Source organism: Larkinella harenae (assembly GCF_054780515.1).
In genome coordinates this window covers 1-26327 of sequence record NZ_BAAGWE010000005.1, presented here as the reverse complement: position 1 = coordinate 26327, position 26327 = coordinate 1, and the positions used below count along the sequence as shown (strand labels likewise).

The 26327-nt window shown below is 51.1% G+C and carries 19 protein-coding genes; 3 read left to right on the top strand and 16 right to left on the bottom strand.

Annotation, left to right across the window (positions count from 1 at the left end; all coding sequences use genetic code 11):
* Window positions 1–55: 55 nt before the first annotated feature.
* The 15 genes from ACYVH9_RS21940 to ACYVH9_RS21870 form a co-directional block, all read right to left on the bottom strand.
* A complete protein-coding gene (locus ACYVH9_RS21940) occupies window positions 56–1435 on the bottom strand; it encodes a RagB/SusD family nutrient uptake outer membrane protein (protein ID WP_460638553.1) in 1380 nt (459 codons plus the stop codon).
* Window positions 1432–4476, bottom strand: a complete 3045-nt coding sequence (locus ACYVH9_RS21935) for a SusC/RagA family TonB-linked outer membrane protein (protein WP_460638552.1) — start codon at window positions 4474–4476, stop codon at window positions 1432–1434. Before ACYVH9_RS21935 ends, ACYVH9_RS21940 begins: the two co-directional genes overlap by 4 nt.
* Before the next feature lie 276 nt (window positions 4477–4752).
* Window positions 4753–6126 (bottom strand): RagB/SusD family nutrient uptake outer membrane protein, encoded by a 1374-nt coding sequence (locus ACYVH9_RS21930; RefSeq protein ID WP_460638551.1) that lies wholly within the window; start codon window positions 6124–6126, stop codon window positions 4753–4755.
* Window positions 6127–6192: 66 nt separating this feature from the next.
* Entirely contained in the window at window positions 6193–9186 is a 2994-nt protein-coding gene (locus ACYVH9_RS21925; protein WP_460638550.1) for a SusC/RagA family TonB-linked outer membrane protein, read from the bottom strand.
* Between the two features lie 273 nt (window positions 9187–9459).
* Window positions 9460–10668 (bottom strand): glycosyltransferase family 2 protein, encoded by a 1209-nt coding sequence (locus ACYVH9_RS21920; protein ID WP_460638549.1) that lies wholly within the window; start codon window positions 10666–10668, stop codon window positions 9460–9462.
* Window positions 10669–10678: 10 nt separating this feature from the next.
* Window positions 10679–11635: a glycosyltransferase family 2 protein gene (locus ACYVH9_RS21915; RefSeq protein ID WP_460638548.1), complete on the bottom strand. Its 957-nt coding sequence runs from the start codon at window positions 11633–11635 to the stop codon at window positions 10679–10681.
* Window positions 11614–12783, bottom strand: coding sequence for a sugar transferase (locus ACYVH9_RS21910; RefSeq protein ID WP_460638547.1), 1170 nt, complete (start codon window positions 12781–12783; stop codon window positions 11614–11616). The genes ACYVH9_RS21915 and ACYVH9_RS21910 overlap by 22 nt, the downstream gene beginning before the upstream one ends.
* 21 nt (window positions 12784–12804) lie before the next feature.
* Window positions 12805–13233 (bottom strand): response regulator transcription factor, encoded by a 429-nt coding sequence (locus ACYVH9_RS21905; RefSeq protein ID WP_460638546.1) that lies wholly within the window; start codon window positions 13231–13233, stop codon window positions 12805–12807.
* A gap of 303 nt (window positions 13234–13536) precedes the next feature.
* The gene (locus ACYVH9_RS21900; protein WP_460638545.1) at window positions 13537–13917 is read right to left on the bottom strand and encodes an Hpt domain-containing protein; all 381 of its coding nucleotides are present in this window, start codon (window positions 13915–13917) and stop codon (window positions 13537–13539) included.
* A 68-nt stretch (window positions 13918–13985) separates the two neighbouring features.
* Window positions 13986–15509, bottom strand: coding sequence for an ATP-binding protein (locus ACYVH9_RS21895; RefSeq protein WP_460638544.1), 1524 nt, complete (start codon window positions 15507–15509; stop codon window positions 13986–13988).
* Window positions 15510–15512: 3 nt separating this feature from the next.
* Entirely contained in the window at window positions 15513–16652 is a 1140-nt protein-coding gene (locus ACYVH9_RS21890) for an FIST signal transduction protein (protein WP_460638543.1), read from the bottom strand.
* A gap of 389 nt (window positions 16653–17041) precedes the next feature.
* Complete coding sequence (locus ACYVH9_RS21885) at window positions 17042–17359, bottom strand: hypothetical protein (protein ID WP_460638542.1); 318 nt, start codon at window positions 17357–17359, stop codon at window positions 17042–17044.
* Between the two features lie 200 nt (window positions 17360–17559).
* Window positions 17560–18804 carry an NAD(P)/FAD-dependent oxidoreductase gene (locus ACYVH9_RS21880; protein WP_460638541.1) on the bottom strand — a complete coding sequence of 415 codons (1245 nt, stop codon included), beginning with the start codon at window positions 18802–18804 and terminating at the stop codon, window positions 17560–17562.
* The gene (locus ACYVH9_RS21875) at window positions 18801–19802 is read right to left on the bottom strand and encodes a 4-hydroxyproline epimerase (RefSeq protein ID WP_460638540.1); all 1002 of its coding nucleotides are present in this window, start codon (window positions 19800–19802) and stop codon (window positions 18801–18803) included. The genes ACYVH9_RS21880 and ACYVH9_RS21875 overlap by 4 nt, the downstream gene beginning before the upstream one ends.
* Before the next feature lie 42 nt (window positions 19803–19844).
* Window positions 19845–20756 (bottom strand): dihydrodipicolinate synthase family protein, encoded by a 912-nt coding sequence (locus tag ACYVH9_RS21870; RefSeq protein WP_460638539.1) that lies wholly within the window; start codon window positions 20754–20756, stop codon window positions 19845–19847.
* A gap of 280 nt (window positions 20757–21036) precedes the next feature.
* Here ACYVH9_RS21870 and ACYVH9_RS21865 point away from each other — a divergent pair, with 280 nt between their 5' ends.
* From ACYVH9_RS21865 to ACYVH9_RS21855, 3 genes are read left to right on the top strand one after another with little or no spacing between them, the layout of a single operon-like run.
* Window positions 21037–21900: an AraC family transcriptional regulator gene (locus tag ACYVH9_RS21865; protein ID WP_460638538.1), complete on the top strand. Its 864-nt coding sequence runs from the start codon at window positions 21037–21039 to the stop codon at window positions 21898–21900.
* Window positions 21901–21905: 5 nt separating this feature from the next.
* Entirely contained in the window at window positions 21906–24083 is a 2178-nt protein-coding gene (locus tag ACYVH9_RS21860; RefSeq protein ID WP_460638537.1) for a S9 family peptidase, read from the top strand.
* Window positions 24084–24120: 37 nt separating this feature from the next.
* Window positions 24121–25773 (top strand): M1 family metallopeptidase, encoded by a 1653-nt coding sequence (locus tag ACYVH9_RS21855; protein ID WP_460638536.1) that lies wholly within the window; start codon window positions 24121–24123, stop codon window positions 25771–25773.
* Window positions 25774–26079: 306 nt separating this feature from the next.
* Here ACYVH9_RS21855 and ACYVH9_RS21850 read toward each other — a convergent pair.
* A partial coding sequence (locus ACYVH9_RS21850; RefSeq protein WP_460638535.1) for an ISAon1 family transposase N-terminal region protein occupies window positions 26080–26327 on the bottom strand: 248 nt, incomplete at its 5' end.

The following is a 26327-nucleotide window of genomic DNA, read 5'->3' as shown; positions in this document are numbered from 1 at the left end:
TCCAATTTCAAACCGTGCCGACGAGTTGTCGAATTTCATGTACGCTGTACTGCAATTAATAGCCCGGATTCTGCGCATCTCTCAACGCCGGATTCCGCTGGATTTCACCCTGTGGAATGGGCCAGCGTTCGTATCGGCTGTTCCAGTTGGGGCTAAACGCCGACATCACGGCCTGCGCCCGCCCCGTGCGGACGAGGTCGTACCAGCGATGTCCTTCGAAAGCCAGTTCGTACACCCGCTCCCGTTCAATAGCCGTCAGAATATCCGCCTGGCTCGTTACCGTTACATTCGGCGCTTTGGCACGAGCCCGCAGAACGTTCAAATCGGCAGTAGCACCGTTGGCACCACTCAATTTGTTCTGCTGCGCCCGAGCTTCGGCCCGAATCAGGTACATTTCGGCCAGCCGCATCAACACAATGTTGTTATTGTCATTGTCGGCCGTTCCGTATTTCTGCACGGTCCAGCCGTTGTCATTGCCGGACTGGTTCTGCGGATTGAAGGCAACCGTGGTTTGACGGGTGCCAGATTCCGGCGACACCAGCAACAAAATGACCTGATCGGACGGAATGACTTCCCGTCGGCCCAGGTAAAGGTTGGTCAGGCCAAAGCTGCTGGTTCCGGGGTCATCGGATAAACCATAACCCACTTCCAGAATCGACTCCTTCGTAAAGTCTTTATTGACTACATCCGTAAAATTGGGTTCCAGCGTATAGACGTTTGCGTTGATGACCTGCGTAGCAAACTGCTCGGCCTGCGCCCAATTTTTCTGATAAAGATGATACCGCGCCAGCATGGCCCGCGCGCTGATTTTGTTGGCGTAGGTACCGTTGATAACTTGGGCCGTAGACCCCGCTTCAATCGTTGCCAGATCGGCCTCTGCCGCCTGCCAGTCTTCCAGCACCGACGCCAGAATTTCGGCTTTGGCCGTTTTCGGAATGTTCCGGTTCGTTCCCTGATCGGTCGTGGTTACTTTCGGAATATCCCCGAAAGTATTGGCCCCGATGAAATTGGCGTAACCGCGCAAAAACCGCATTTCGGCGGTCACCTGCCGGCGGACAGCCTCCGAAACCCCGCTGATCGTCGGCAGGCGTTCTAGTACAAAATTGGCCACATAAATTGTCCGGTACATGTTGCTCCACAGCGAAGCTACCGCACCATTGGAAGCCGTAATCTGCTTGGTTCCCAGCTCCCGATAATCCGTAAAGGTCCCGTTGTTACGGATGTAGTCGGCCGTAAAATCGCCAGCTATCATGTTGGTTGCCGCCATGCCACGCAGGGCGGAATAGGCACCGATCCGGACCGGCTCCACATCGGATGGTTCATTCAGGACCAGGTTGTCAACCAGCAAATCAACCGGTTTGGGCTCCAGTACGGTGGTACAGGAAGCCAGCCAGACCGTTGCCACTATGGCGATATAGTAAACGAATCGTTTCATAGATTTAAGGAGATTCCGACCATCATGGTTTTGTACTGCGGAATGGTAAAAAAGTCGATGCCCTGGGCTGTTGTCGAGCCGTCGAGCGTGCTCACTTCCGGATCCGGGCCGCTATAGCGCGTCCAGGTCCAGAGGTTTGTTGCCGAGGCATAAATGCGAGCTCCCGAAACGATCCGGAATCGCTCCATGTACTTTTTGGGAATATTGTACCCCAGGACAATGTTTTTCAGACGCAGGTAGGAGCCATCCTCCAGAAAGCGGCTACTGTGGTAGTTGTTGTAGCTGTTCTGGTAGACATACCGTGGTACGCTGGTGATATCGCCCGGTTTTTGCCAGCGCTGCAAGGCCTTTCGCGATTGATTACTTTGCAAATCGGCACCCGTATTGATGGAGGTTACGCTTGTCAGGTTCAGAATTTTGTTGCCGTAGGAAGTCTGAAAGAAAACATTCAGGTCAAAGCCTTTGTAAGAAAACCGGTTGGTCAAACCGCCAAACAGCTTCGGCTGAGCATTACCGATTACCTGACCATCTTCGGTGGAAATCCGACCGTCACCGTTTTTGTCGTCGTAAATAGCATCGCCCGTGGCCGGATCAACACCCAGGAATTTCAGCCCCCAGAACGACCCCAGTGGCTCACCCTGCAACACCACGTTGGTATTACCGACCCCGTCGGCCGTATAACCACGAAATACCGGACCATCGTTGGCCAGTTCTACCACCTTATTGATGTTCCGGGATAAATTCAGATCGGTATTCCAGCGGAAACCGCCCCGGTCGAAATTCACGGTCGAAATCATCAGCTCAATGCCCCGGTTGGAGATTTTTCCGATGTTCCCCTGCAAGGTTTCAAAACCGGTTGTCGACGGAATGGGCTGAGCAAACAGCAGCCGGTCGGTCAGGTTGTCGTATACATCCAGCGAAAAATTCAGGCGGCCATTGAACAGGTTCGCATCCAGCCCAATGTTCGCTTCGCGGGTTCGCTCCCACTGCAACGTCGGATTCGCCAGCGCTTCTGGCCCTAAGCCCGTGGCACCGCTGTAGGTAACCGATGACCAGGTTCCCAGGAACTGGTAATCGCCAATTCGCTCATTACCCGTAAAACCGTAGCTGGCCCGGAGTTTCAGGTCGTTCAGAAACCGGAAGGGTTCCATAAATTTCTCCTGAGAAATCCGCCACCCCAACGAAATGGAGGGAAATAAGCCAAACTGGCGCTGCTGGCCAAACCGGGAAGAACCGTCGTACCGCGCCGTTACGGTAGCCAGGTAACGGTCGTCGTAGTCGTACCGAAATTCGCCGAAAGTGGAAAGCAAACCGCTCTGTAGAAGATTAGAGCTTCCGTTGTCGACAATCCCCGCCGAGGTGATGTACGTAAAATCATCGCTGGGAAACAACCGCCCCGTTACGCTGGAAGACCGTTCCTGGCGTTGCAGAACCTCCAGACCCAACAGCGCATTAATCCGGTGCTTCTCACTTACCAACAAACTGTAATTCAGAGTATTGGTATTAATAAAAGTTGAAAGAGTTCCTGAGCTAAACACCCCGTATCCCCGGCCCCCAACGCCCTCCAGATACCCACCGATGGCAGTGGCCGAGGATTCAAACTGGTCTTCCGTAACCTGGTTGTAGTCAATACTGACTTTCGATCGAAACCGCAGGTTTTGAAGCAGTTCGTATTCCGCCCATATTCCCCCCAGAATTTTCACGGTGTAGCTATCAAAGCGGGGTAAAAGCGCCTGGGCTACCGGGTTGAAGTTTGGAAAACCGGCATAATTGGGATCATTTGGCCCGTATAGCTTCCCTTGTTCGTTGTACGGTGCGTAGAACGGAAGCGATTTGACCGCGCCCGAATAGACTCCATCCAGAAAGTTATCGCCCTTAACGCGTTTGTTCAAAACCCGCGACAGCGTAATATCCGTACCAAACGATAAGGCCGAATTGGCTTTATGGTCGAAGCTCAGCTTGCCCGACATCCGGGTAAAGCGGTTGTTTAACTGAATTCCTTCTTCGTCGCGGTAGCTGCCACTCAGGTAAAAGTGCGTTCTTTCGCTTCCTCCACTGGCCGAAAGCTGGTATTGCTGGTACAATCCTTTCCGCAGTACGGCATCCACCCAGTCGGTATTGACCCCATCGGTGACGCCTTTGATCAGCCCCAGCTTGTCGGGGTTTTGCCCGGCGTTGATGACTGCTTCGCGCTGCAAGTCGAGCAACTCCGATGAATTCAGCAAGTCAGGGCGCCGAACAATCTCGGTGATGCCCCGCTGTACTTCCGCCACGAAGGTCGTTTTCTGATTGGTTTTTCCTTTTTTGGTAGTGACCAGCACCACGCCATTAGCCGCCCGCGAGCCGTAAATAGCTTTGGCGGAGGCATCTTTCAGTACCTGGATCGACTCAATGTCGTTGGGGTTAAGCAGCGAGAAGGCGTTATCAGTTTGCCCCCCAAAATCCCGCGACGACAGCAACCCATCTTCCACCGGCACACCGTCGACGATAAACAACGGACGGTTGCTGGCTGTAATGGATGTGCTCCCCCGTACCCGAACCGTCACCCCGCCCCCCGGCGTACCCGACGACTGCGTTACCAGCACCCCCGCAGCCTGCCCCTGCAAGGCCTGATCGAAACTAGTAACCGGAATTTCCTTGAATTTTTCGCTGGTAACCGACACCTGCGAGCCGGTAATGTCTTTTTTCTGTACGGAATTGTAGCCCGTTACCACCACCTGTGCCAGTTCGTTAACGGCCTCAACCATCTGGACGTTGATGATTGAACGGTTATTAATGGAAACATCCTGAGCGACCAGGGCAATGGACGAAAAAGTCAGAACGGTTTTGTCGTCAGGAACATTAATGCTGTAGTTTCCGTCGGTATCGGTGCTGACGCCTACAGTGGTTCCCTTCACGACAACGTTCACACCGGGAAGCGTAGTGCCGTCCTGTGCTGCGGTTACCCGCCCCGTTACCCGGCGAGTCTGCCCAAATGCCAGACTTCCCGTCAGGACAATGAGTAGGAACCAACAACTTAAAAAAGTATAACGTTTTCTCATCTACGGTTACTGGAAGTTTAACTGGCTGGCTGCAAAAAAAGCATCATTAAACGTTTTTGCGACGTTCAATATACTTAATTTCCAAAATAATAAACGTTTAAGTACGTGTATTCGATGTGTACAGAATAAAAATTTATGTAACATCTACTAAGACGCTATTTTTCTCCTGATCGTTGTGGTATTTACATAAAAAAAATGCCGAACTGCTGATGGTTCGGCATTTTTCAAATGCATGGTTTCGATTCGTTGTTCTGTCCGTGTTTTCCGGTTAAGAAATCAATATCCCGGATTTTGTACCAGTTGGCTGTTCGCATCCACTTCCCTCTTTGGAATAGGCAAAACAAGTTTGGGATCATTCCAATTGAAATCACCGGTTTTGCTACGGGTTCGCTTAATATCGTGAATCCGTAGTCCTTCAAATGCCAACTCGTATACCCGTTCCTGCAACACATTTTGAATGGTTGGAGCCGCAATGGGAGCCACCCCAGCCCGCTGACGAACGGCGTTCAGGTCCGCAGCCGGCGTTGCGCCCACAGCCGAGTTTAGCCGCAGGTTACATTCAGCCCTTACCAACAGCATCTCTGCCAACCGGATCACCGGAATATTAGCCCCAAAATCAGTGAACTTTCCTGTATAATACCGATTGACTCCTTTGTATCCGATATAAAACAACTCGGTCCGGCGCGCATCCGTCGAATCATAGGAATTGACAAAAGGCGTATTTACCTGTACGTCGCCCCGGCCAATGTTTACCCCATTTACCGGCAAACTGGCATACAAGGTTGTCAGGCCGTCGTTTGAGGTTCCGGCATTGTTCTGATCGTTCTGCTGAATTTCGAAAATACTTTCCGATGTGTTTCGGTTGCGAAAAGCCGCCGTCACAGACGGATTCAGCCGGTACATTCCTGACTCGATAACGGTGTTTGCCGCTGTCAGTGCCTTGGCATAATCACTCTGCTGAAGGTATACACGCGCCAGAAACGCCTGTGCAGCGTGTTTATCAGCCCGTGTACCGTTGTCCTCCGGTAGCAATGAGATTGCTTTGGTCAGATCATCGATGGCCTGTGCGTATACCTGTGCGACAGTATTGCGGGGGGCGGTCTGAGCCGCCTGCTCCTGCGTCAGCGTGGCCTTCAAAATCAACGGCACACCCGGTTGGCTATTGTCGGCTGTTGCACCCCAGGGCAGCGCGTAAAAACGAACCAGCTCGAAATACATAATACCGCGAATAAAACGCGCTTCGCCTTCCAGTCGGGCTTTCGTTTCCGCCGTCTGCACTTTATCCAGTGCTTCGAGCACGTTGTTGACGGTATTAATGGCAGCATACGCCCGCAGCCAGGTCCGCTCCACATCGGTATTGATGGCCTGCGTCGTTTTAAAGTAAACTTCCCGGAAACTGACAAAGGTGCCCCGCCAGGTAATGTAGTTTTCTCCGCCCTGTAATTCCGCCAACAGATTCAGGTTGGTACCGTACAAGGCACCGTTGCCAAGATGGCCATAAGCGCCAATAATGGCACTTTCAACATCCTCTTCGGTCGACAAGGCCGTAGCCGCGTCAATGGATTGCGTGGGCTGCAGGTCCAGGCGATTGTCGCAGGCTGTCAACCCTAGCGCCAGCGAAAAAACCGCCTTGATGATTATGTTCTTCATAGTGATTATCGTTTCTTTCGATCGTCTTCGGTCCGTATGGATCATTCAACGACGATCCGGCTAAAATTAGAATCCCAGATTGATACCTAATGTAAGTGTGCGACTTTGAGGAGGTGTATAAAAATCATGCCCCAAGGCTACGTTGGCCGTTTGCGTCGTTGAGTTGGCGTACTGCGTACTTACCTCCGGATCATACCCGGTATACTTCGTAAACGTAAACAGGTTCAGGGCAGACACATACACCCGCGCCGACTGGGCAAATACCTTGCGCAGCAAACGGCCGGGGATATTGTAGCCCAGCGATACGGTTTTTACCCGCAGAAAAGAGCCGTCCTGCATCCAGCGCGACGAAATCCCGGTTCCGTTCCCTTCGTACAAACGCGCCTGCGGCACATCGGTCACATCGCCCGGTTTCTGCCAGCGTTTCATCTGATCAACCGTCTGATTGTCGAAATAATCTCCATTGACCGACTGGAACAAACCGGCTACGTTGTAGAGATCATTACCGTACACAAACTGCAACAAAAAGTTCAAGTCGAAGCCCTTGTACGACAGATTGTTGGTCAGACCACCCGTAAAATCCGGGTTTGGATCGCCCACGTACAGGTCGGGAGCAGCCGAAAAATCGTTGGTCGGCTGGCCGTCTGGCCCTTCATAGATTGCATCGCCATTGGCGGGATCAGCACCCAAAAACTTTTTCCCGTAGAAGATTCCCAGGGGCTGGCCTTCGGTGACGTAACTCAGGAACCGCGAGTTGGGCCGGATGGGTGAGACATCGAGCCGAAGTACCTTGTTGCGGTTGAAAGCAATGTTGAAATTTGTCGACCAGCGAAACGCGCCCACGAAGTTTTGCGAAGTAAGGCTGAATTCAATCCCCCGGTTTCGGAGGCTACCCACATTCCGGGCAATTGTCGAAAAACCGTTGACCCCCGGCTGGGGCACATTCAACAACAGATCATTCGTTGTTTTATCGTAAAGGTCAATCTGCCCATTCAGGCGGTTGTTGAGAATTCCGAATTCCAGCCCGACATCAAACTGCGTTGACTTTTCCCACCGCAAATCCGGATTGGCAATTTGAGAAGGCCGAATCCCAGCCTGATCGGCATACGGAATCGCCGTATAGAGCCCGCGCGAATCAAAGTTACCGATCTCCGAGTTCCCCGTTACGCCGTAGCTCACGCGAAGTTTCAGCAAACTCAGGGCCGGAATAGCATCCTTGATGAAGGGTTCCTCGTTCAAAATCCAGCCCGCCGATACCGACGGGAAGAAACCGTAGCGGTTATTGGCACCAAACCGCGACGATCCATCGACCCGGCCCGACACGCCAATCAGGTAACGGTCCTTGAATTTGTAGTTGGCCCGGGCTACGTACGACAGAATGCTGTACCCCGTTTCGGTTGAACTCCCACTCAGGATTCGGGCAGCACTAGCAATTTTCTTAAATTGATCGTTCGGAAATCCCCGCCCTTCAGACGACAAGGATTGCAGATTCTGCTCCTGATAGGTGATTCCGCCCAGCAGGTCGATGTTGTGATTCCCAAACGTCCGTAAATAAGACAGCGTATTGTTGGTTGTCCAGTTGATGGAACGCGACTGCGCCTGGTAACCGTAGCCCGTGGGCGAACCGTCTTCCGTCTGCCGGCCCCGGTAGATTTCTTCCTGCAAATTCAGGAAATCAAACCCGTATTCACTCCGGAACGTTAGCCCCGGCACAATCTGGTACGATCCGAACAGGTTTCCAAACATCCGGTACGTATTGGCGTAGTTCGAGGCAAAATCGATTTCAATCAGGTTATTGTAGTAAAGTGTTCGCCGGTTATACTGCGTTGGATTGGCCGGATCATAAGCTGGCTGGATGGGAGGCAGGGCGTTCAGCTGCACCGGATTTGCGAAGGCATTATCACCCGGTGTTTTCTTGTTAATGGTTCGCGAAAGGGCCAGACTGGTTCCAACCGTAAACTTTTTACTGATCGAGTGATCGAGATTTAGCCGAATATTGTTTCGCTTGAATTCGTTCGCAACCACAATTCCGACCTGGTTGTTTAGCGCCCCCGACAGGCTGAAGCGGGTTTTCTCGTTCCCACCGTTTATCCCAAAATTGACCTGATTGACAGAACCCGTCTGAAACGATTTTTCGGACCAATTCTCGTCAACAGTCGAGTTGAAATCCAATCCGTTGCCTTCAAATTCTTCGGCGGGATCATACCCCACGTTGGTAGCCGCTTCCGAAAACAGTTCTTTGTACTGAGCCGCATTCAAAAATTTCCGCAGACGCGTCGGTTTGCTCACGCCGGTGTAATAGCCTATCGTCACATTTGTCCGACCCACTTTCCCGCGTTTGGTAGTGATGAGCACCACCCCATTACTGGCCCGCGAGCCGTAAATCGCGGAAGCGGAAGCGTCCTTCAGGATTTCGATGGATTCAATATCGTTGGGATCAATGTCGGCCAGTGGGCTAAACAACTCGTTATCGGTGGTATTAACGTCCTGGGATGTAATCGGAATACCGTCTAATACATACAGGGGTTCATTGCCCGCCGAAATGGAAGCGGCTCCCCGTACCCGAATCTGTAATGCCGACCCTAACCGGCCACTGCCCTGCGTAATCTGAACCCCCGGGGTGCGCCCCTGTAGTGCCGTTTCGAAGGTTTGTACGGGCAGCCGGGCAATGTCATCTCCTTTGACTGTTACCTGCGATCCCGTCAGGTCCCGGCGTTGCTGGGTTCCATAGCCCACCACCACCACTTCACTCAACGCACGGGTGTCGCTGGTCAGTTGTACATCGACAGTGCTGCGGTTTCCAATGGCAATTTCTTGCGTTGTGGTACCAACAAAACTAAAAACCAGGGTTCCTCCATCTGATGGCACGCTTAAGGTATAGTTGCCACTGGCATCCGTTTGTGTACCGCGCGACGTTCCTTTTAGCTGAATAGAAACCCCCGGTAATATTGATCCATCCTCGGCAGCGGTAACTTTTCCCGCCACTTGCCGATCTTGCGCCATAGCCGACGCCCACACCAGGCTGGCAAGCAACCAGCCAAGTAGTAATGATTTTCTCATACAAATAGGTTTGTTAATGAAATACGTATACCCAACTCGTTTCCGGTCAACGGCGGACCAGCTCCTTATTTGCAATTTAATGCAAACATTCTGATATGAAAGCCCCTATAATCAATAAAAAGAGTATGCTAGCATACTCTTTTACGGAACGGTATAAGTAGGATGAAAAAACGAATGCAACGGTGGCACAACATGCTTTATCCGAGTGCGTTTCGGCCTATTATTATCTAAAATAAAGCCCCGAATACCGAGGTTCAGAAGGTTGACAGGTTGTCAGCGGGTCTTTAACTCGACTTCACCCGCCCGGCGGACTTTCTCCCAGGTACCCGACTGATTTCCTTTCAGGTAACGGATAAAACCGGCCAGTGCGCAAACATTCATAAAAGTAAAGTAGAACGGCACGAACAGTATTTTCCAGCGCAGATTCTTTTTTTCCAGCCGATAGCCTACCCAGGCTGCCGCGTAAAATAGACATTGTAAGGCAAATAAAACCGTCCAGCCGTAAACGCCCGACGAAGCAGTTGCCCATTCCCGAACAGCCAGCCACGCATTGGACAGAAAAATCAACGGCAAACAAAACGGAGCTACAGCCCACCGCATCACCCGGTGTGAAACATACTCGAAGGTGAGCCAGCCGTACCGGAAAATGTTCAGCAGGTATTTTAGCCGCGCAATGGATTGGAAACCACCCGCCGAAATCCGGATTTTACGTTTCTGTTCATCAATGATCGAGAACGAGGGCCGTTCCATCGCGTACGCTTCGGGTTCATACGCTACCCGGTATCCGCGCCCCGCAATGCGTAAGGAAATGATGAAATCATCCAGAATGGTGTCCGTCTCAACCGGTTCATACAACTCGGTCCGTACCGCAAACAGCTCTCCAGCGGCCCCTACGATGGTATGCAGATCGGAATCTAGTTGCTTCAAAAAAGACTCGTATTTCCAGTAAAGTCCTTCGCCCGAACCAGCCGCCGACTCGCTATCGTTGGTCAGAATCCGCTTTTCACCCGCAACGGCCCCAACCTTTGGATCGCGAAAATGATCGACCAGACGCCGGACGGCCTGGGGGTTCAAGATGGTATTGGCATCGGTAAAAATGGCCAGAGGTGTGGTTACCTGCTGCATGGCACGGTTCATGGCGGCTACCTTACCCCGGCGCTCAGTCCCTTCTATGAGGTCAATTTTAGTGCCATACGTCGCACGCAGAAACTCCGACGAACCGTCCGTCGAACCTTCGGTAACAAACAGAAAGTGAATCCGATCCGCAGGATAGTGCTGCGCCAGCGAGTTCGCTACTTTGTCGGCCAGGCACATACGCTCATTATAAGCGGGCACAATCAGCGTCACATCCGGTGCAAATGCATCGGTGGTTTCCAGCGCGGGTCGGCGACCGCGAATCCTGACCAGCAGCCACACTAGTATACCGTACCCTATATACGTATACAATACGAGTCCAACGCAGACAATCAGCAGAATTTCCATAACCATACCATTAAGTGACCGCAACCACGGACGAACGACCCGCTTTTTCCGGTCGACGAATTTTATGCTTGAAATGCCATACTACGGCATTTTTCAGGGCGCGAAGGTAATCCGTCTGCCACCGGATCACGTAAAGGAGGGCCGCTTTGGTAAGCGCGAAGCAGAAATAATACAGGATAAAGAAAACCAACGGAAAACCGCTGACGTTTCTCCGCATGAACAAAAGTCGGTTGCGCGTATGGTAATACACTTTCATCGCGTTCATCTTTCCGACACTCATGGACTCCTTGTGATAAATCAGGGCCGACGCCTGATAATAGATCTGAAACCCCGCCCGCTGGATCTGCATCGACCAGTCCAGTTCTTCGTAGTACAGAAAGAACGATTCATCCATCGCCCCACCCTGCTCCACCGCCCGGCGACTGACCATCATGGCGGCTCCGTGGGCAAAAGCAGTCGGGCCCGACTGATCATACTGTCCGTGATCCGTTTCACCCAGTCCAATCGACCAGGTTCGGCCCGTATAGCGGTTTAATGGATGATAGCCTGCGTACTGAATAACCGTGGGCTGGTCAAAAAAACGGATTTTAGGGCAGGTTATACCAATGCCCGGATTGGCTTGAAACGGAGCCAGCAACTGATCCAGCAAATCCGGGGTCACCTCCGTATCATTGTTCAGAAAAAAGAAGTAATCCCCCCTGGCGTGTTTCATACCGAGGTTATTGCCACCCGAAAAGCCAAGATTTTCGGCGCTCACGACCACTTTCACGTTCGGATAATTTCCCTGACGAATCCGGTCGGTAGGATCTTCCACGGACGCATTATCCACCACAATGGTTTCAAAGCGGGGGTACGCCAAATGGCGGGTCGACTCCAGCAACTGACAGGTAACGGCAGCCTGATTGTAGTTGATGGTGATGAGGGAAATCAACGGTACCGTTTGATCTACACGTTCTCCTTCTGCCATACCGCTTTGAGCGTTCGAATGATAATCATCAAATCCGTTTTGAACGAAAACTTCTTGGCATACAGAACATCAAGCTGGATGCGCTCCTGATCCGAAACGGCTGATCCACCCCGCTTGGTTACCTGCCAGAGCCCGGTCAAACCCGCTGGAGCGGCAAATCGGCGGGCATACCCCGCAGCGGTCAGTTTTTCGGCCTCGTAAGGCGGCAGCGGACGGTTTCCGACAAACGACATGTCTCCCCGCAAGATATTGTAAAACTGGGGTAGCTCGTCAATGCTGGTGTTACGCAGGATTTTTCCCAGGCGTGTTACGCGGGGATCTTCCTTGAATTTCGAGAACATCGCTTTGGCTTTCTCATTGCGGAAGTGCGTTTTTTCACAAACCTGTTTGTCATCCAGAAAAAGTGGACGCTGACACTCGGTTCCGGCCAGCTGACAAGCCTCACAGAGCTGGTCAACCGACTCTTCCACCTTTTTCGTATTGTACATGTTCTTGGAAGCCATGCTCGCCAGCATCTGGTCGGCATCGGTTCGCATGGTCCGGAACTTGTACATATTGAATACCTTGTACCCCATGCCGACGCGTTTGGAACCGTAGAAAATCGGCCCTTTCGAATCTAGCTTCACCAGAATGGCAACGATCAGCAAAATGGGCGAAATCAGCAGCAGCAGCAGGAAGGAAACGACAATATCGAAGATTCGCTTTCCAATAGGCATCCTGACCGAAATGGCTTTTTGTTCGTGATGCCTCGACTCGGCGTACTGCTTTTTTCGAATTAGATACGACAGCCGCGTCTGAAAAGCCTCTTCGGAATAACCGTAGTGAAACACATCAACAACCCGCCCCCGGAACGGTTCGGTGCTCAGGTCAATGGCGGGTTCGCCAGTCAGGAGTATGGTTGACAGTTTGTCGGAATGCGGCAGAGAACGGAGTGCGTTGAGAAACGATTTACTATTTAACCGATCGTTGAACACAATCAGATCAATGTTGGGATCGGCCTCCAGGCAAAAAAGCGCTTCATTCAGACTGCTGACCGTCGTGATGGAAGCGGTTTCACCAAAGGCGCGATTAAAAGCGGCCGCCATCTGAGGATCGTCCTCGACGTACAGAACCCGGTACGTGGTACCATTCGCTAAGACCGTCTGCATAAGGATCGAAAGCTAGTTGAATCAAAAAGCGGTCCGATTGCCACTGGCCGGAAATGTCGGGCTGTTTTTATCCCCTGACCGACGCAGAATGGCGTTTATTTTCGCCCTCACTTCCAACGGGTTGAACGGTTTAATCATATAATCGTCAGCCCCCTGCTCCAGACAAGCGATTTTGGTCGCGCTATCCGTAAAAGTCGACAGGACAATGATAGGCACTTGTTTCAGCAACGAACTAGCCCGAATGGTCCGAATCAAATCCTGGCCACTTAGGTAGGGCATCTGCAGGTCGGTAATAATGATATCAACCGGATTACCAGCCTCCAGCCAGTCCATGGCTTCGATCCCGTTGTTGAGCGTTGTTATTTCAAAATCAGACTTTAACGTATGCCGTAATACTTTTCGAATATAGGTATCATCCTCTACGACAAGAACGTGGTATTGGTTTTCCATAGATGTATATAATGACACTCAAAACAGGCTTTTATCTTTCTATATTATTAAAGTACTATAAAACAGAGAAGACATTCATTGAGCATCGGATGCAATTACCGCACTATACCCTCCTCAACAACAAAAACCGTACTATAATTCAAGATCTATTAATTATTGTCTGATAAATATACTCAAAATAACGCACAACCGTCATCCAGTTAACCATTAAAGGCATAATTAATTTAATTTTAACAATAACCTTATCCGGTTATTGGCAAAGCCGGGCTGTACTTAGTGAACAATTCTAAGCCGATTTAGAATTTAGCTAATTCTGTGCAGTTCAATTTTTAATAGGGCGGGAATAAGCGCAAGATGGCTCCTAAAGTCATTGAAGATAAACATAACTACGGCACGCTCCGGATTCTGTCTGGCCAACTCTTCAATTTCGTACAACTGCTTTTCCAGATTGGTCAAACCGACCATTCCCAGCCAGGGCCTCAGCTGGTGAGTCAATTGAGCCACTTCCGTCCAGTTTTCTTCGCCAATCCGTTTTTCCAGTTCCAGAAAATTCGGCATTACCTCATCCAGAAACATGCTCATGGCTGATACCAGCATTTCGGTGTCATCACCGTACAACTCCTGCAGCCGTTCACGATCCAGTCCATCGGTTAGGTGACGGTCAGAGGGGGTAATTTCTTCCACATTTATCGGGTTTAATGTCTAATAACCAGCACTCAATCAACTTACTTAAAAAGTAAACTGGTCAAGCACTAATTAGGCCGTTGGCAGTACTTAGCAATTTTCTGGAATAAATCACTGGGATTGAACGGTTTGGTAACATAATCATTAATTCCGGCGTCAATAGCCCGATCGCGGTTGCTGTAAGTTGCCGAAGCGGTTAGCGCAATGACCGGCGTTTTGGTATCGGTTTCCCGGATCTGCTGCGTGGATGTGTACCCATCCATGACGGGCATTTGCAGATCCATCAGCACCAAGTCGTAACTCCCCGATCGGAATTTATCCAGACCGATTTGCCCATTTTCAGCCACATCCACCAGAACACCCCAGCGATGTAGAATCTTCAGGGCCACCTTCACATTGACCGGATAGTCTTCCACCAGTAATATTTTCACTCCTTTCAGCGTCTGATCATTGATCGTATCGGTCATAGTGTAGGTCTGCTTGATAATGGACCCAAGCCGCAAATCAAGTGTAAAGTAGAACCGGGCTCCCTTTCCCTCCTGACTTTCCACCTCTATTTTGCTGCCGTAGAGTTCCAGCAATCGTTTGGAGATTACCAGGCCCAGCCCGGTTCCGCCAAATTGCCGGGTTGTAGCCGAATTGGCCTGGGTAAACATCTCGAAAATGGCCTGCTGCTTTTCCGCAGCAATGCCAATTCCCGTATCCTGCACCGACACATAAATTGAAGCGATTTCATCGTCTTTCTTCAACAGCGACAATTCGATGGTCACCGTTCCCTGTTTCGTAAACTTGATGGCGTTGGAAACCAGGTTGGACAGTACCTGACCAATTCGGAGCGAATCTCCCATCAAAACATCAGGAATGTCGTCGTCCACCATCAACTTGATCCGCGTTCCGCTCTCCTCCGCCTTGAACTGATGCGCTCGTTTTATATTGGAAACCAGGTGTTTAAAGTCAAAATTGTTCTCTTCCAGCTCTACTTTTCCGGCTTCGATCTTGCTAAAATCCAGAATATCGTTGATCAGAGCATGTAAATGCTCAATCGAAAATTGCAGGGTTTTAAGGTGCTCGGCCAACGACGGAGGCACGTCCTCCTGGCTCATCAGGTAGGTCATTCCAACAATACCGTTCAGCGGTGTACGGATCTCGTGGCTCATCATCGACAAAAAATCCGATTTCGCCAGAGTAGCCTTTTCGGCGGTTTCTTTGGCGGTCCGAAGCTCCTGCTCGATCTGTTTGCGCTGCTCAATCTGCGTTTGCAAGAATTCGACCAGTAACACCAGGTTTTCGGGTGCCAACTCCGGCATCTTATCACCACCCGGCGTTTCCATCGATTTTATGGCTTCAATCAATTTTTCCTCCGACTGCCGCCGTTGACTGATTTCCTCTTTGAGTTTCTGATTGATGGTAGCGTACTCTCGCTCGTTCAGGAAGGAAGAATGCTCAAACAGCTCTTTATCCCGATCAAAATTATAGTAGGAGTCGTTGACGGCTTTGACAAACTGTTGAAACCGCTCGTGCTTCAAGCAATCTTCGGTCAAATACTTGTTGATTTGCCGAAGCAGCAGTTTATGAAGACTCGTTGTTTCCATGCGTTAATTTTCAGAAAAAACCGTTACCGTCATCGTTTGGTTGTGCAGTTCGCAGCGGGCGTTGGACTGGAATGGCGAAATTTCGCCGTACGAATAAAAACCCGTCATTACCGCATCGGCTCCAAACACTTCCCGCGCGGCCTCTACCTCTTCTTCCGTTCGCTGCCCCAACACCAGCTTCCGGCCCACGCAACTAATCAGTATCGCCAGTTCCGGCGCAAAATTCAGTTGTTGCAGGGACGTATGAGCCGCACTGGCCGACGCATCGACGAGTCGGTCAAAGTTAGCCGTCATAAACCGAATCAACGATTTTTCGGGCATGTCGCCCGCGAAAGTCATGCTTTTAGCCTCTTCATCAATGGCCAGAATTGTCCGAACCAACGGTTCAGCGTCGGCAGTGGCCCGCATCGACAAGGGGAAAAGCAGGGCCGCACCCGGTAGGTTTTCCGCGTATTTCCCTAAATATTCCTTGTACAAATCCAGCGCCTGCTTGCCATCGATCTGGTACAAAACGTTGTACGTTGCTTTTGTCACTTCGCGCTCTGGCCCAAACACATCCCAACCTCCCACCGAACCATGCCCAATTTTAAGCTGATTTCCGTAAAAACCGATGCCCACAATCTTTCCCGCAGCCGGGTTCTGATTCAGCCCCACCAGTGTGCGTTCAAACCGGGCGGCATCACCCGCCAAACCACCGGAAATCGGGATGTGGCGTTTCAGGTGCAGGTTGAGCGCTTTGGTCAGGTCACTGCCATTGACCCAACTGCCGTCGGAGATTAAGAAAAGGGCCGCCAGATCCGGTTGGTCCAGTGCCTGCGCAATCTGCTCTCCGGCCCAGTAACTTTCCGAGTGCTTTGTGATGTCAATCTGAACGGCCTGAATGCGGGTCTTTTCAAACTCAATAGCCGTAACAATCACCGAATTGTCATGAACGCTATCTAGGTATATTTCTCCCGATGTGGAATTAATCACGATGTCTGCCGCTGGAAACCGGGCCTTTAGATCATCGTAGAGATTCAATTTCTCCAACAAAAACCGCTCTCCAAAGGCTAACACCAATTGGGATTTGTCGGCCGAAAAACCCACCGTTTCAGAAAGGAACGTCCATGCTTGGCCGTTGTAGACAGATTGATTCAGTTTCATTCGTTGTGTGACCAGAAAAGTTAGGTGGGTACCAGGAACTTAGTGCAGAAAAACGCTGAGTATTTCTCCTGCAAAAAGCATACTAAAGGACACCAAATGGTAACATATTTGCAAAATGTGCGAAAATTTCTTTGGTAGTTTCCTGTTTCGGCCCCGATTTAAAATAGATTAGCCACACGATCAGAGGCCTGTCTTCAGAATTGGAGTCTGTAAACCACTTTCCTGCTCTTGTCAATAATCTGAAAACCGCCTGCAAAGTCCGGATTAACGGACACAAAATAAGCAAAAAGGAATAAAAAATGAAGCAAATTGTCGGACAAGCCGATACGCAAATATCGTGCTAGATCATTTCGGAACAGCCAGAAGTTTTTTATACGAAAAAATCCCCGTTATTGAACCTCCAGCGGCAACTCTTGCTGGTAAATATCGGCGAAACATTCCTGAAGTTCGTGGACGTAATATAGGTATCTCCGACTGCTGACACACAACCAACAGCTCAGGCCAGGCACCAGTTTTAAATCCTGAAAAAACCAGAATAAACGCGCAGGGTCTTGCTGAAAGCCAAATGAAATTAACCACTGCTTGGTCAAGCGAATGGGCTGAGGGCGGTGATGCGGCAGAATCTCCTGCAGCAACTTTTCAGTAAAAAGAGTCGGCTCATTTCCGACGTAATAATATCGGCCGACTTGTGGAGGGCTGACTTTCATGGCATGGAAAAGCTTAGATCGATACCTACACAAAAAGTAGAGCGAATCTGGAATAAGTACTACCGGGAAAAGCGCTAAATAATTCGGCTGCTAATTACAGGTTAGTTTACAGTTTTCAAAATGAAAAAGACCCCAATAGGGCCTTTTTTTTATCCTGAGGGCACTTTTTCTCGCTTTTAGTAACCTACTCTAATGGTTCATTAACTAAATCGCACCGGGCTGAAAACGCTTATATCCATAGCGGTTGTCTGGTTGGTCAGCACGTCGGCCACCAGCTTTCCCGTTCCAGGGCCCAGGCTAACGCCCATCATTCCATGACCGGTCGCCAGCGTCAGGTTCTCAAAACCCGGCATCCGGCCGATGTACGGCAATCCGTCAGGCGAGCAAGGCCGCAAACCGCTCCAGACCTTTGAAATCTCTGGCAAATCCGCAGGCAGATCGGGGTAATAATTCTGGATGGCATTGACAATACCCCGCACCCGGTTCATGTTTACCGACAGATCCGTTCCGGCCACTTCGAGCGTTCCGGCAAACCGCAAATCCGGTCCCATGGGTGTAGCCGTGGCCCGCGCTTCGAGCATGATGGCCGGAACCCGAATGTTCGGCTGCTGGTTTTGCAGCATGAAACTGTACCCCTTACCACCCTGTAACGGCAGCGACACGCCCAATAACCGCGTCAGCTCAGGCGACCAGGCTCCGGCAGCAATCACCAGTTCATCAACGGAATGCTCGGTGGTTGTTCGTACCGACGTAATGCGCGAACCAGAACGGCCAAAACCAGTGACTGCCTGGCCTTCCAGTACGGTAACGCCCTGCTTTTTGAGGTACGTCACCAGCGACCGGATCAACTGGCTCGGGTTCAGGTGCGCATCGCCGGGGAAGTAAACAGCGCCCCGCACGTTCACGCGAACGTTTGGTTCGAGTTCCTGCACCTGCGCGCCGGACAATTGCCGGGCTTCGATACCCGCCCGATTGGCCACCTCGGCTTCTTCCGCCATTTCGTGTTCGGCCGACGCGGTTTTGTACAGCATCAGCAGGCCAACTTCTTCCCAGCCAAACGACAGGCCCTCGGTTTGAGCCAGTTCCTGGTAGAGCTGTTTGCTCAGCAGGCTGATGTCACGCAGAGCCGGAATCGACCGCTCGACGTGTGCCGGAGTTGAATGTTTGTAAAACAGCCAGCCCCAGCGGAGCAGATCGGCGTTCAGACGCGGTTTGATATAAAAGGGGCTGGTCGACCGCATCAGCATCCGCATTCCTTTGGCAATCATGCCCGGCTGGGCCAGCGGAATGATGTGACTCGGCACAATCATTCCGGCGTTCCCAAACGAACAACCGTCGGTGATGGAATTTTTATCAAAAACCGTAACCCGATAACCGGCTTTGTTCAGGTAATAGGCTGAACATAAACCGATAACTCCGCCCCCAATGATACCGATGTGCTTCATATGACCTGAAAACCGTGTACGTACGGATCGTCCTCGTCCAGAATAAGGTGGTTATAACCGTGAATGATTGCCCAGCCTTCGATGCTCGGCACAATGGCCGATTGGCCCGCCAGTTCGGTTTCCTGTTCGATCCGACCCGTGAAGATGGACCCAATGATGCTTTCGTGCACAAAATCCTGCCCAGGTTTTAGCCACCCTTTGGCGTACCACTGCGCCAGCCTGGCCGAGGTTCCGGTTCCGCAGGGCGAACGGTCAATGGCCTTGTCACCGTAGAAAACCGCGTTGCGGGCCGTCGAAGTAGCCGCCAGCGGTTCGCCCGTCCACAAAATGTGGCTCAGGCCGTTGATCGTCGGATTTTCGGGATGCACAAACGTATGCTGTTCGTTGAGCCGTTGCCGCATCACGCGTGCCCAACCGATGAGCTGTTCGGCCTTGAAGTGCTGTAAACCGGGAAAATTGGCCTGCGGATCAACGATGGCATAGAAGTTGCCTCCATAGGCGACATCCACCGTCAGCGTTCCCAAATCCGGACACTCCACCGTCAGGCTCTCAGCCGCCAGATACGACTTGACGTTCGTAATCTTCACGGACTTTACTTTCCGGCCTTCCTGAAGGTATTCGGCGCGAACCAGCCCGGCGGGTACTTCCAGGTTCAGCACTCCCGGCGTTTTAGGCACAACCAACCCCTGCTCGATTGCTACCGTAACCGTACCAATGGTACCGTGGCCACACATGGGCAGGCAACCCGAGGTTTCGATGAACAGCACGCCCACATCGTTGGCTGGGTCGGTTGGCGGATACAAAATGCTGCCCGACATCATATCGTGCCCGCGCGGTTCAAACATCAGACTCTTCCGAATCCAGTCGTACTCGCGGAGGAAATGTTGCCGCTTTTCGCTCATGGTTGCTCCCGTCAGGTGCGGAATGCTGCCCCCGGTTACAACCCGCACCGGATTGCCACAGGTGTGCGCGTCAATGCAGAAAAAATTATAATTCATAAAACTGGTTGAAAACCGTTTTTCGGAATGAGCCAAAAAAACTTACGCCGTTTGCAGGCTCGGACGAACGGCCAGGGCAGCGTTAATAATTCCTAGAACCCGTTCGCGTTCTTCGCCCACCAGTGTCAGACGTGGTGCCCGGACGTATTCCGAACCGATACCTACTGCGGCTGCGGCCAGTTTGATGTATTGCACAAGCTTGGGCTGAATGTCCAGCTCCAGCAATGGCATGAACCAGAAGTACAGATTCCGGGCTTCGTCCATACGCCCCGCTTTCACCAGGTCGTACAGGGTAACGGTTTCCAGCGGAAACGCATCGACCAGACCAGCCACCCAGCCATCGGCACCGGCCGACAGCGACTCCAGCGCGAGCGTATCGACCCCACCGAGGAGCCGGTAACGATCGCCAAACGCATTGCGCATCCGGGCGATGTTGGTCAGGTCGCGGGTTGATTCCTTAACGGCCTGAATGTTGGGCAGTTTAGCCAGTTCTTCAAACATGGCTACCGTGGTCATAATCTTGTAATCAATCGGATTGTTGTAGATCATGATCGGCAGCGAAGTTTCCTGCGCAATGGCCTTGAAAAATTCAACGGTTTCGCGAGCGTCGGCAAAATACCGCATGGGCGGCAACAGCATCAGACCATCGGCGCCCTTTTCCTCGGCTTCCCGCGCCCCCCGCACGGCTTCGCGGGTGGTGGTTTCGGCAATGTTCATGATCACCGGCACCCGGCCATTGACAGTTTCCCGCGCCGACTCCAGCAGCGACAGTTTTTCCGAACCTGTCAACGTGCTGACTTCTCCCAGCGACCCGGCGATGATCAATCCGTGAACACCTGCATCCAGTTGAGCGTGAAGATTTTTGACAAACAGCGGCAGATCGAGTTCATCGGAAGCCGTAAACGGCGTGAGGAGCGCAGGGTAAACCCCTTGCCACTGTACAGAAGTTGCCATAAGATTTGAGGATAAGTCCGTTTAACGAAATAGAAGAAGTTAGCTATTTAGGTCAGAACAAAGTTGGGGAATTAATGAGGGCCCGACTTCACAAAGATTGATCAGTTCTAGTATTTTTTTTGCCAGTATAGATAATCCGCCACAAAAAATCGACTAATCCAGTATCAATTCCCGATTCTTTTGTTACTTTGTTTAACTTCATCACCCCAACGACCGATCCCCTTATGATGCTACGCTCCACGCCAGTTTTCTGTACTGTTTCCTGCTTTCGGCTGATCGGATGAAACCGCTGCTGTTTCGGGTTCCTACGGTAGATGATCGCTCGTTTCGGGTGCAGGTCGACGACGGCCCGCATTTTTACGACCGGCTTCATTTTCACCCGGAGCTGCAACTGACTCTAATTCGCGAAAGTGTGGGCACGCAGGTGGTTGGCGACCGCATCGACCGGTTTCGACCTTACGATCTTTTGCTGCTGGGGGCTAATCTGCCGCACGTTTTTCGGAACGATCCCGACTATTTCACGCCGGATGCTCCCCACCGGGCTTTATCGTACTCGGTTTATCTACACCCCGATCACCTGAAACAAACGGTTTTCGGTATGCCTGAGCTGGAACACCTCGACCAGCTTTTTCACGAAGCCCGGCACGGTGTCCGCATTCGGCTTGCCGAAACCTCTGTCCTGACGACCCGGATGGAACAATTGCATCAGCTCCGTCCCTTCGAGCAATTGATGACGCTGCTGACGGTTCTGGACAGCATGGCCTCCGACCCCCGGCGCGAAACCCTGTCGATTACGGCTTACGAGCAGGCCCGGCGCCCCGACGATCACCAGCGGATAGACAACGTATTCACCTATATATTAAATCATTACGCTTCATCCATTACCCTGGATGAAGTGGCCGCGCAGGCTCACCTGACGCCCAGTGCCTTTTGTCGTTTTTTTCGGCTTCATACCCGGAAAACGTTTTCGCAACTGCTCAATGAAGTACGGATTGAACACGCCTGCCGGTTGTTGCAGGAATCCAAATTACCCATCAGCCAGATTGCTTTTTCGTGCGGTTACACCAATTTATCCAACTTTAATCGACAATTTAAACTCATTACCAACCTGACGCCGGGGCAGTATATCAAAGCCCTCTTCTAAAAATTATGATGCTAAACTTAAGAACCCTACTCTTCATCGGCATTCTTTTCACCGCTTTTAGCCAAACCTCGACGGCCCAGTTCCAGAGCGTTCGCTGGACACCCGATGGAAAGGCGTACCTGTCGTCCAACCGCGAATCCATTCTGCGGACTGATGTGGTATCCGGACGCGAAACTCCGCTAGTTACCAAAGAACAACTGACCCCGCCCGGGTCCGGAAAACCGTTGAACATCGCCAGTTTTGCCTTCAGTCCGGATTCATCAACGGTTTTGATCTTCACCAACACCGCCCGCGTCTGGCGGTACAACAGTCGGGGAGACTATTACCTGCTCAACCGGAACACGAACCAATTACGGCAGATCGGCAAAAATCTGCCGAGCCAATCGCTCCTCTACGCCAAACTGTCGCCCGATGGTAAGAAAGTGGCTTATGTGAGTAAGAACAACCTGTTTGTGGAGGATGTGATGAGCGGCCAGACTACACCACTGACCACCGACGGTACCCGTAAACGCATCAACGGCACTTTCGACTGGGCCTACGAAGAAGAATTCGGTTGCCGCGACGGTTTTCGCTGGAGCCCGGACAGCAAACAGATTGCCTATTGGCAGATCGACGCCAGCGCCATCCGCGATTACCTCATGCTCAACACCACTGATTCGGTTTACTCCCGCGTTATTCCTGTTGAATACCCGAAAGTGGGCGAATCGCCGTCACCGGCCCGCGTCGGCGTGGTGCAGGCTACCGGCGGAGCAACCCGCTGGCTGGTTGTGCCCGGCGATCCGCAGCAACATTACCTGGTCCGGATGGAATGGTTTCCTACGGGCAATGACCTGATTATTGAGCAGTTGAACCGGAAGCAGAATCAAAGTATTTTGTTTGTAGCCCAACCGTCTACCGGTGTCATCAATACCATCCACCGCGAAACCAGTGATACCTGGATTGACTCCAAAGCTGTTTCGCCGGGCACCTGGCCGTGGCTGGAAAGCGGAAAGTCGTTTATCTGGGTATCCGAAAAAGACGGCTGGCGGCATCTTTATCAATTGAGTCGCGACGGAAAAAAAGACGTGTTGCTTACACCCGGTGCTTACGACATTGCCAGCATCAGTTCCATCGACGAACGCAACCGGTATATTTACTTCATCGCTTCGCCCACTAATCCAACTCAACGGTATTTGTTTCGCACCAAAATGGATGGCAAAGGCAAGTTGGAACGTATTTCGCCAGCCAATCAGGTGGGCACGCACTCCTACGATATTGCACCCGGCGGACAGTTTGCCATGCACTCGTTTAACAGCCATCAAACGCCTATGGCAAGTAATTGGATTCGGTTGTCGGATCATCAGGTTCTGCGGGCTTCTACTTCCCGCCCGGCCCCGAATGCCCAAACGCCACGGAAGGTGGAATTTTTCACGGTTACCACCGCCGACGGTGTTACGCTGGACGGCTGGATGCGGAAACCCGCCAATTTTGACAGCACTAAGAAATACCCGGTGGTTTTCCATGTGTACGGCGAACCTGCCAGTACCACCACCAATGATGTGTTTTCAGCGGGGAACAACAACCTCTTCGATGGCGATATAGCCAAAGCCGGATACTGCTACGTTGCCCTGGACAATCGCGGAACGCCCACGCTCAAGGGGACGGCCTGGCGCAAAGCCATTTATCGGCAAATTGGCCGGATCAACGTGCGCGATCAAGCGATGGGGGCTAAAAAGCTATTCGAACAACACGCTTATCTGGATACGAGCCGGGTAGCCGTCTGGGGTTGGAGCGGGGGCGGCTCTACCACACTTCACCTGCTGTTTCAATATCCGGAAATCTACAAAACCGGGATTTCCATCGCGGCTGTTGGTAATCAGCTCTTTTACGACAATATTTACCAGGAGCGGTATATGGGCTTACCGCAGGAAAACCGAGAAGACTTTGTTGCCGGTTCCCCGATTACGTACGCCAAAAATTTGCGGGGCAATCTGCTCTACATCCACGGAACGGGCGATGATAACGTTCACTATTCCAACGCCGAGGTACTGATCGATGAACTGGTGAAGCACAACAAACAATTCCAGGTGATGCCGTATCCAAACCGTACGCACAGTATTTCCGAAGGCGAAGGTACAAACCGTCACCTTCGTACACTTTATACGAAATTTTTACTGGAACACTGCCCACCCGGTCCACGGTGATCGCATCCAAATCTGGCTTCGTCTTAAAACTCTCACGATGAATACATTCTGTAAAACCGTCGGCCTGCTGGCGAGTCTGTTTATATCCGTAACGGTTTCGGCCCAAAAGTACGTTTTCACGCACGACGACACGCTGCGTGGATCCATCACGCCGGAACGAATTTGGTGGGATCTATCTTACTATCATTTACAGGTAAAACTGAATACTGCTGACAGTTCGATCAGTGGTAGCACCACCATCCAATACCGAGTTTTGCAGCCCAATCAAATCATGCAGGTTGATTTGCAACGTCCGCTAAAAATCAGGAAAGTGATTCAGGACGGCAAAGAACTCCCCTTCCGACAAGATGGGAACGCCTATTTCGTGACGCTTCAGAAGCAACAAATTGTTGGAAAAACGGAGTCGGTTGAAGTTCATTATGCCGGACAACCCAGAAAAGCTAAAAAGGCTCCCTGGGATGGCGGTTTTGTCTGGAAGCGTGACAAAGCCGGGAAATGGTTTATTGCCACAGCCTGTCAGGGTTTGGGAGCCAGCTCATGGTGGCCCTGTAAAGATCATATGTACGACGAGCCCGACAGCATGCTAATCAGCGTAACCGTTCCGAAAGACCTTACGGATGTATCAAACGGACGACTACGGAGCGTTACAGAGCACAACGATGGTACGCATACATTCGACTGGTTTGTCAGTAATCCAATTAATAATTACGGCGTCAATCTCAACGTAGGGGATTACATTCACTGGTCGGATACGCTACAGGGGGAGAAAGGCAAGCTGGATTTAACTTTTTATGCCTTACGCGAGCACGAGGACTCGGCACGTCGTCAGTTTCAGCAGGTAAAACCGATGCTCAGAGCTTTCGAACACTGGTTTGGTCCTTACCCTTTTTACGAAGACAGTTACAAGCTGGTCGAGACGCCCTATCTAGGTATGGAACACCAAAGTTCGGTGACCTACGGTAATCAATTTCGGAACGGTTATTTAGGACGCGACTTGTCCGGCACTGGCTTTGGGTTGCTCTGGGATTTCATCATTATTCACGAATCCGGCCACGAATGGTTTGCCAACAACATTACCTATAAGGATGTTGCCGACATGTGGGTCCACGAAAGCTTTACCAACTACTCCGAAAACCTGTATACAGAGTTCTACTACGGAAAAGACGCCGGAGCAGCTTATGTGATAGGCTGCCGGGCTCAAATTCGTAATGACCGACCGATTGTGGGAGTTTATAACGTCAATCATGCCGGTTCTGGTGATATGTATTACAAGGGCGGTAATATGTTGCATATGATTCGCCAGCTTATTGGCGATGATGAAAAATGGCGCGCTATCCTGCGGGGAATGAACAAAACGTTCTACCACCAGACCGTTGAAGGCAAACAAATTGAGGAATACATCAGCCAGCAATCAGGCATCAACTTTCAAAAGGTTTTTGATCAATACCTGCGTGATACCCGGATTCCAACGCTGGAATACCGAATGCTCAATAATAAGCTACAGTACCGCTGGACAAACTGCATCTACGGTTTTGATATGCCACTGCAAGTTTGTCTCAATCAATCCGGGCCAAATCAACTTCTAAAACCCACAACGCACTGGCAAACACTAACCACATCAGGCGTTACCACCTTAACCAGTGATCCCAACTATTACGTTTTTGTTCGATCCAGTAAGCAAGTTAAGTGATCGCACAGCTTCAATCAAAAACCCATAATACGAAGGCATTATGGGTTTTTGATTGAAGCTTGAATAGAATTCACGGCGAATATTCGTCATGCGGGAAGTTTTTTCACGATTAGGGCATATTGCTTACCATATCCAGTATAATTTCGGTGACCTTCTTCGATGCTTGTCAGAAATTTCCGCAAAGAGCGATTACGATTGCACCCCGCATATGCTACAGAGTTTGAAAAATATCTGAAACGAGTCCTGGTCCACTCCAAACCAATGCAGTTCGAATAAGACCGGATCAAGCTGAAAAGTTGTGGGCAGTTAGGCATACAGTTTGGTCAATCGGAATAGGAAGAAGGGAATATCTCTGACTCCCCTGCCGGTCTCTTTAACTTCCCACCGACGACGCTTGATAAAGAGGGTAACATGCTGGTTGCGAATCGGAAAGTCCTGAATGGCGATCTCTGGCAAAAAGCCTTTAGACTCCATTTTTTGATCTTTACAGTCAATGGGAGGCTCGTTCTTTTCAACCCGATAAATGTGCAGACCGGTACGGGTTCGAGCGACCT

Coding starts and splice junctions, on each gene's coding strand:
- ACYVH9_RS21940 (WP_460638553.1), bottom strand. CDS start 1,435: ATGAAACGATTCGTTTACTATATCGCCATAGTGGCAACGGTCTGGCTG.
- ACYVH9_RS21935 (WP_460638552.1), bottom strand. CDS start 4,476: ATGAGAAAACGTTATACTTTTTTAAGTTGTTGGTTCCTACTCATTGTC.
- ACYVH9_RS21930 (WP_460638551.1), bottom strand. CDS start 6,126: ATGAAGAACATAATCATCAAGGCGGTTTTTTCGCTGGCGCTAGGGTTG.
- ACYVH9_RS21925 (WP_460638550.1), bottom strand. CDS start 9,186: ATGAGAAAATCATTACTACTTGGCTGGTTGCTTGCCAGCCTGGTGTGG.
- ACYVH9_RS21920 (WP_460638549.1), bottom strand. CDS start 10,668: ATGGAAATTCTGCTGATTGTCTGCGTTGGACTCGTATTGTATACGTAT.
- ACYVH9_RS21915 (WP_460638548.1), bottom strand. CDS start 11,635: ATGGCAGAAGGAGAACGTGTAGATCAAACGGTACCGTTGATTTCCCTC.
- ACYVH9_RS21910 (WP_460638547.1), bottom strand. CDS start 12,783: ATGCAGACGGTCTTAGCGAATGGTACCACGTACCGGGTTCTGTACGTC.
- ACYVH9_RS21905 (WP_460638546.1), bottom strand. CDS start 13,233: ATGGAAAACCAATACCACGTTCTTGTCGTAGAGGATGATACCTATATT.
- ACYVH9_RS21895 (WP_460638544.1), bottom strand. CDS start 15,509: ATGGAAACAACGAGTCTTCATAAACTGCTGCTTCGGCAAATCAACAAG.
- ACYVH9_RS21890 (WP_460638543.1), bottom strand. CDS start 16,652: ATGAAACTGAATCAATCTGTCTACAACGGCCAAGCATGGACGTTCCTT.
- ACYVH9_RS21885 (WP_460638542.1), bottom strand. CDS start 17,359: ATGAAAGTCAGCCCTCCACAAGTCGGCCGATATTATTACGTCGGAAAT.
- ACYVH9_RS21880 (WP_460638541.1), bottom strand. CDS start 18,804: ATGAAGCACATCGGTATCATTGGGGGCGGAGTTATCGGTTTATGTTCA.
- ACYVH9_RS21875 (WP_460638540.1), bottom strand. CDS start 19,802: ATGAATTATAATTTTTTCTGCATTGACGCGCACACCTGTGGCAATCCG.
- ACYVH9_RS21870 (WP_460638539.1), bottom strand. CDS start 20,756: ATGGCAACTTCTGTACAGTGGCAAGGGGTTTACCCTGCGCTCCTCACG.
- ACYVH9_RS21865 (WP_460638538.1), top strand. CDS start 21,037: ATGAAACCGCTGCTGTTTCGGGTTCCTACGGTAGATGATCGCTCGTTT.
- ACYVH9_RS21860 (WP_460638537.1), top strand. CDS start 21,906: ATGATGCTAAACTTAAGAACCCTACTCTTCATCGGCATTCTTTTCACC.
- ACYVH9_RS21855 (WP_460638536.1), top strand. CDS start 24,121: ATGAATACATTCTGTAAAACCGTCGGCCTGCTGGCGAGTCTGTTTATA.